Here is a 6,009-nt window from a genome sequence, read left to right on the forward strand (position 1 = left end):
CGTCAGGCCCGTCGGTGCCGGGCGTCCGCGGTGCGCGACCGGCGTCGGCGGCCGGCAGCGCGCCTCCTGCGGACACGAGCCCGTCGAGCACCCGGGCGTACGCCTCGTTCACGACCATCTCGCCGGGGGCCGGCGGGGCGCCGTCGACGAGCCACCGGTCGGCCGAGGTGGGCCAGTGCTCGGCGAACAGCTCGGCGACCGCGCCGATCGTCTCGGTCACCCGCGCGGTGATCGGGTGCCCGTCGCGGGCGTAGCCGATCGCGAAGGCGAGCACGTCGGCGAGCTCCCACGTGCCGTGGTCGCGGAGCAGGAGGAGCCACGCGTCGACCGCGCCGGGCACGGCAGCGGCGAGGGCGCCCGAGCCGGGCACGAGGTCGAGTCCCTCGGCGCGGTAGTGCTCGACCGTCGCGCCGGCGGGCGCCGGCCCCTGCCCCATCAGGACGACGGGTCGGCCCGGCTCGTCGGCCGTCGCGAACACCGCGGTCATGTCGCCGCCCGGCCCGTTCAGGTGCGGCTCGACGACGTGCAGCACGAACGCGCCGGCGACCGCGGCGTCGAAGGCGTTGCCGCCGCGCTCGAGCACCGACTGGGCCGAGGCCGTCGCGAGCCAGTGCGTCGAGGCGGTCATGCCGAAGGTGCCGCGGAGGTCGGGGCGGGTGGTGAACGCAGGAGGTGCGGTGTAGGTCACGAGGATCAGGTCCGTTCGCGGGAGGTCGGGTCGAGGGCGTCGCGCAGCGCGTCGCCGACGAGGTTGAAGCCGAGGCAGATGACGGCGATGGCGAGGCCCGGGACGACGGCGGCGAACGGGGCGTTCGCGAGGTACTGCTGCGCGTCGGAGAGCATGATGCCCAGACTGGCCGTCGGCGGCTGGATGCCGAGCCCCAGGAACGACAGCAGCGCCTCCCCGATGACCGCGACCGGCATGATGACCGTCGCCTGGACGATGATCGCCGAGACGCAGTTCGGCAGCACGTGGGCGAAGATCACCCGCAGCCCGGTCGCGTCCATGGTGCGGGCGCTCAGGACGAAGTCGGTCGAGCGGATGCGCATCGTCTCGCCGCGCACCACCCGGATCATCGTGGGGATCTGCGCGATGCCGAGGGCGACCACCGCGTTGCCGAGGCTCGGCCCGCTGATCGCGGCGAGCGCCACGGCGATGATGAGGAACGGGAACGCGAGCATCACGTCGGTCAGGCGCGACACGATCGCGTCGAGCCAGCGCCAGTAGCCCGCGACCAGCCCGAGCGGGGTGCCGACGACGACGGCCAGCACGACGCTGAGCACGCCGACGACGAGCGAGACGCGGATGCCGTAGACCGTGCGCGAGAGGATGTCGCGGCCGAGGTCGTCGGTGCCGAGCAGGTACCCGATCGTGCCGGGCAGCTGGAACGGGGCGTCGAAGTGCACCTCGGCGGGGCCGTACGGCGCGATGAGCGGGGCGGCGATCCCCGCGACGAGCACGACGAGCAGCATCACGCCGCCGGTCACTCCGAGCTTGTTGCGGCGCAGCTGGCCCCAGACACGGCCCCGGTCGGAGCCGAGCTCGTGGGAGGTGGGCACGAGGACGGTCATCAGGAGGCTCCTCCGACTCGGATGCGCGGGTTGAGGACGCTGTAGAGCACGTCGACGACGAGGTTGATCAGGATGTAGCCGAGCGTGATGACCAGCACGACCGCCTGCACGACCGGGTAGTCGCGCGTGAAGACCGCGTCGAGGGTGAGCTTGCCGAAGCCCGGCAGGGCGAAGATGCGCTCGGTCACGACGGCGCCCGAGATGAGCCCGCCGAGCTGGAGCCCGACGATGGTGACGACGACGATCATCGAGTTGCGGAGCCCGTAGCGGAGCAGCACGCGGCCCCGCCCGAGGCCCTTGGCGCGGGCCGTGCGGACGTAGTCCGTCGTCATCGTCTCGATCATCGAGGCCCGCGTCTGCCGCATGATCACGGCGGCGAGGGAGGTGCCGAGGATGAGGGCCGGCAGGGTCAGGTGCACGAGCGCCTGCCACGGGTCCTCGGTGACGGGGACGTACCCGGAGGCAGGAAAGATCCCCAGCCCGACGGCCAGCCACAGGATGGCGAGGATGCCGAGCCAGAAGTTCGGCACGCTCAGTCCGACGAGGGCGGCCGCGTTGGCCATCCACTCGGGCCAGCGTCCGCGCCAGCGCTCGGCGACGACGCCCAGGGCGACGCCGACGAGCACGGCCACGACGATGGCGTACAGCGAGAGCCACAGGGTGACCGGCAGGGTCGCGCCGATCAGGTCGGCGACGGGGGTGCCGGTCCGGGTCGACTGGCCGAGGTCGCCCCGGAGGAAGGCCCCGACGAAGCGGAGGTACTGCACGACGAGCGGGTCGTCGAGCCCGAGGTCGGCGCGGATCGCCGCGACCTGCTGCGGGCTGGCCTCCTCACCCGCCAGGGCGAGGGCAGGGTCGCCCGGCAGCTGCCGGACGCCGACGAAGACCACGACGGAGGCGAGCACGAGCGTCACCGCCGACTGCCACAGGCGGGTGAGGAGGTAGCGCGCCATGGCTCAGTCGGCCTCGACGAAGGCGGCGGTGCTGAGGCGCACGACGCCGTCGGCGAAGGTGGAGACCCCGGCGATGTCGTTCGACAGCGCGGTGAGGCTGCGCACGCGGTACAGGTAGATGATCGGCGAGTCCTCCTGCACCTTCTCGACGACCTGGCCGTAGAGCTCGGCCCGCTCGTCGACGTCGGTCGTCGAGGCGGCGTCGCTGAGCAGCTCGTCCACCTCGTCGTCGCTGTAGCCGCTGTAGTTGTTGCCGGCGCCGGTCGACAGGAAGTTGAACATGTTGCCGTTCGGGTCGATGCGGCCCGACCAGCCGAGCTGCAGCGCCTCGAAGTCGCCCTCGGTCTGCACGTCGAGCAGCGTCGAGTACTCGACGGGGGTGATGGTCAGCTCGAAGCCGCCCTCGGCGACCTGGGCCTGCAGCGCCTGGGCGAAGCGCACGGTGTCCGGGTTGTTGCTCACCTGCATGTCGATGGCGAGGGGGGTCTCCACTCCCTCGTCCTCGAGCATCTGCACCGCCGCCTCCGGGTCGTAGTCGGGGCAGGCGTCGCTCGCGTCGGTGGCGAACGGGCTGCTCGGCGAGATCGGGGAGCAGGCAGGGTCGTAGAGGCCGCCGAAGACGGTCTTCACGAGCGCCTTGCGGTCGATCGACATCGACAGCGCCTGGCGCACCGCGGCGTTGCTCGCGAGCGGGCCGTCGAGCTGGACGGGGTCGGTGCCGATGCCGTCCTGGTTGCCGATGTTGACCGTCAGGCCCTGGTAGCCGAGGGAGCCGACCTCGAGCACGGTGAGCGAGTCGTCCTCCTTCAGCGTGCCGACGTCCTGCGTCGACATCGAGTCGGCGACCTGCACGTCTCCCGACTGCAGGTTCGCCGCGCGGATGCTCGCGTCGGTGATGATGCGGTACGTGATCGTGTCGAAGTGGGCCGACTCGGCGTCGTAGTAGAGCGGGTCGCGCTCGACGGTGATCGAGGTCTGCGGCACGCGCTCGACGAACTTGTACGGGCCGACGCAGACGGGCGCGTCGCCGAACGCGTCGCCTGCCGAGGCGAGCGCCGTGGGCGACATGACCATGCCCGCACGGTCGGCCAGTGCCGCCGTCAGCGGGGCGAACGGCTCGGAGTAGGTGACCTCGACGGTCTCGTCGTCGACCGCCGAGATCCCGGTGATCGGTCCGAGCTCGCTGCGGCGCGACGAGTCGTCCTTGTCGAGGCCGCGCTGCAGGGTGGTGACGACCGCCTCCGCGTCGAGCGGGGTGCCGTCGGCGAAGACGGCGTCGGTGCGCACGGGGAACGTGACGGTGAGGCCGTCGTCGCTGACGTCGGGCAGCTCGGTGGCGAGCATCGGCACGATGGCGCCCTCGGCGTCGATGTCGTACAGCTTCTGGCACATCGTCTCCATCACGTAGCGCGTGTAGAGGGACGAGGAGGTGGTCGGGTCGAGCCGGTCGGGCTCCGCCGAGAGCGCCATGACGAGGTCGCCGCCCTCGACGATCGTCGCGTCGCCGATCGGGGCGGTCGAGATGTCCTCCCGGCTGCTCGTGGCGGCGGTGTCGGCCGTCTGGACCTGCTGGCACCCGGTCGCCACGAGGACGATGCCGAGGGCTGCGGCCGGCAGCGTGAGCGCGCGACGCCGGGCGGCAGATCGCGAGGAGAGCGAGGTCAGAGGCATGTGTGGTCCGATGCTCGGGTGCGGGAGGAAGTGGATTGAATGCAATCAGTCCCGATGACGCGATCTTGTATACAACTTGTTACGGACGTGTAAAACGTGCCCCGGACGAGGGTGGGCGACGAGGGTCGAGTGGGAGCTCACGGGGCAGGCAGCGCACGCCGCCAGGGCGCGCGCGGGGCGGCGTCGAGACGACCCGCACCTTCGAGGGGCATGATCGGGGGTGCCCCCCCGCCCGAGAGGACTGCTGCGTGAACACCAACGACGAGGTCGACCTGATCATCGACGCCTGGGCGCGCGTGCGGCCCGACATCGACTTCGCAGCGCTCGACGTGTTCTCGCGGCTGCGCCGCATCTCCCGACGGCTCGACCGGGTGCGCGCCGAGGCGTTCCGGCGGTCGGGCCTCGAGATCTGGGAGTTCGACGTGCTGTCGACCCTGCGCCGGGCCGGCGACCCCTTCGAGCTCAGCCCCAAGGACCTCGTCACGGCCACCATGGTCACGAGCGGCACCATGACGAACCGGCTCGACCGGCTCGTCGAGCGCAGCCTCGTCGAGCGCCGGGCCGACCCGCGCGACGGCCGCGCCGCCCTCATCCGCATCACCGAGGAGGGCGTCGACCTCGTCGACCGGGCCATGCTCGACCTGCTCGAGGCCGAGCACTCCCCGCTCGGGTCGCTGACCCGTCAGCAGCGCGACCAGCTGGCCGACCTGCTGCGCGAGCTCGGTACCGGCTTCGCCTGATCCCCGGTGCCGGCGCCGCGCCGCCTGCTGGGCCTGTTCCTCGGCGCGCGAGCGAGAGGGGCCGCGGCTGCGCCGCACCACTTCCCCGAGGCGTCAGGCCGCAAACCGAGACAGATCCGCGCGAAGCGGCTGCTGGCAACCGGCCACCCCGGCCCCAGCCACACGGATCACGCGCAAATTACGCGCCCGACGCGAGAGCCAGAGAGGGCCGCGGCTACGCCGCACCACCTCCCCGAGGCGTCAGGTCGCAAACCAAGACAGATACGCGCGAAGCGGCTGCTGGCAACCGGCCACCCCGGCCCCAGCCACACGGATCACGCGCAAATTACTGGCCGCGCAGGGCCAAGCCCGACGCGCGGGGCACGGCACGCGGCACGGTCAGAAGCTGGCGCTGGGCAGGTCCTTCTCTCCGTCGACGATCGCCCGGACGATGCGGGCCGCGACCACGTCGGGGTCGAGCCCCGTCGGGAAGCTCGGCGCCTCGCCGGTGATCGGCCGCGTCGCGAGGCCGGTCTCCGTGTGCCCGGGCCGCGCGTCCACCAGGCGGACGCCGCGCCTCCGGAACTCGCGGGAGGCGGCGCTCACCCAGGCGGCCAGGCCCGCCTTGGCCGCGGAGTACGCGGCCATGCCCGCGGTCGGCGACTCGGCGACGACCCCGCTGATCGTGACGGCGAACGGGTCGCGACCCGCGGCGGCGGACGCGGCCAGCGCCTCCGACGCGTCGCGCAGCAGGCGGACGGGCGCCAGCAGGTTCGTCTGGACCAACTCGTCGAGAGCCTCGTCGGTGACGGCGTCGGCAGGTCCGAACCCGACGACGCCCGCCGCGACGACGACGCCGTCGAGACGGCCGTGGGCCTGGAGCGCCGCGGCGACGAGCGACGCGCCGCCGCCCGGCTCGCGGAGGTCGGCGACGTAGGCGTCGGGCCCGGTCAGGGCTCCCCCGGCGCGTCCGGCCCGCACGACGACGGCCCCCTCGTCGGACAGCTGCGCGGCGATCCGGGAGCCGAGGCCGCCCGACGCCCCGGCGACGAGCACGACGGCTCCCTGCAGATCGGTCATGCCCGGAGCGTACG

At 72.6% G+C, this 6,009-nt stretch carries 6 protein-coding genes; 1 reads left to right on the forward strand and 5 read right to left on the reverse strand.

Annotated features, from left to right (window positions below; genetic code table 11):
- From RWM17_RS11395 to RWM17_RS11410, 4 genes are all read right to left on the reverse strand, one after another.
- The coding region (locus RWM17_RS11395) for a gamma-glutamyltransferase (protein WP_314103776.1) at positions 1 to 688 on the reverse strand (688 nt) is incomplete at its 3' end.
- Positions 689 to 693: 5 nt separating this feature from the next.
- Complete coding sequence (locus RWM17_RS11400) at positions 694 to 1,572, reverse strand: ABC transporter permease (protein ID WP_314103778.1); 879 nt, start codon at positions 1,570 to 1,572, stop codon at positions 694 to 696.
- Entirely contained in the window at positions 1,572 to 2,525 is a 954-nt protein-coding gene (locus RWM17_RS11405) for an ABC transporter permease (RefSeq protein WP_314103780.1), read from the reverse strand. The genes RWM17_RS11400 and RWM17_RS11405 overlap by 1 nt, the downstream gene beginning before the upstream one ends.
- Positions 2,526 to 2,528: 3 nt before the next feature.
- Positions 2,529 to 4,196: an ABC transporter substrate-binding protein gene (locus RWM17_RS11410; protein ID WP_314103782.1), complete on the reverse strand. Its 1,668-nt coding sequence runs from the start codon at positions 4,194 to 4,196 to the stop codon at positions 2,529 to 2,531.
- A 248-nt stretch (positions 4,197 to 4,444) separates the two neighbouring features.
- Here RWM17_RS11410 and RWM17_RS11415 point away from each other — a divergent pair, with 248 nt between their 5' ends.
- Complete coding sequence (locus RWM17_RS11415) at positions 4,445 to 4,936, forward strand: MarR family winged helix-turn-helix transcriptional regulator (protein ID WP_123548099.1); 492 nt, start codon at positions 4,445 to 4,447, stop codon at positions 4,934 to 4,936.
- Positions 4,937 to 5,314: 378 nt separating this feature from the next.
- On the opposite strand, the gene RWM17_RS11420 is transcribed toward RWM17_RS11415, so the two are convergent.
- A complete protein-coding gene (locus tag RWM17_RS11420; protein ID WP_314103784.1) occupies positions 5,315 to 5,995 on the reverse strand; it encodes an SDR family oxidoreductase in 681 nt (226 codons plus the stop codon).
- Between the last annotated feature and the right edge of the window lie 14 nt (positions 5,996 to 6,009).

This window comes from uncultured Frigoribacterium sp., assembly GCF_963515265.1.
GTDB lineage: Bacteria > Actinomycetota > Actinomycetes > Actinomycetales > Microbacteriaceae > Frigoribacterium.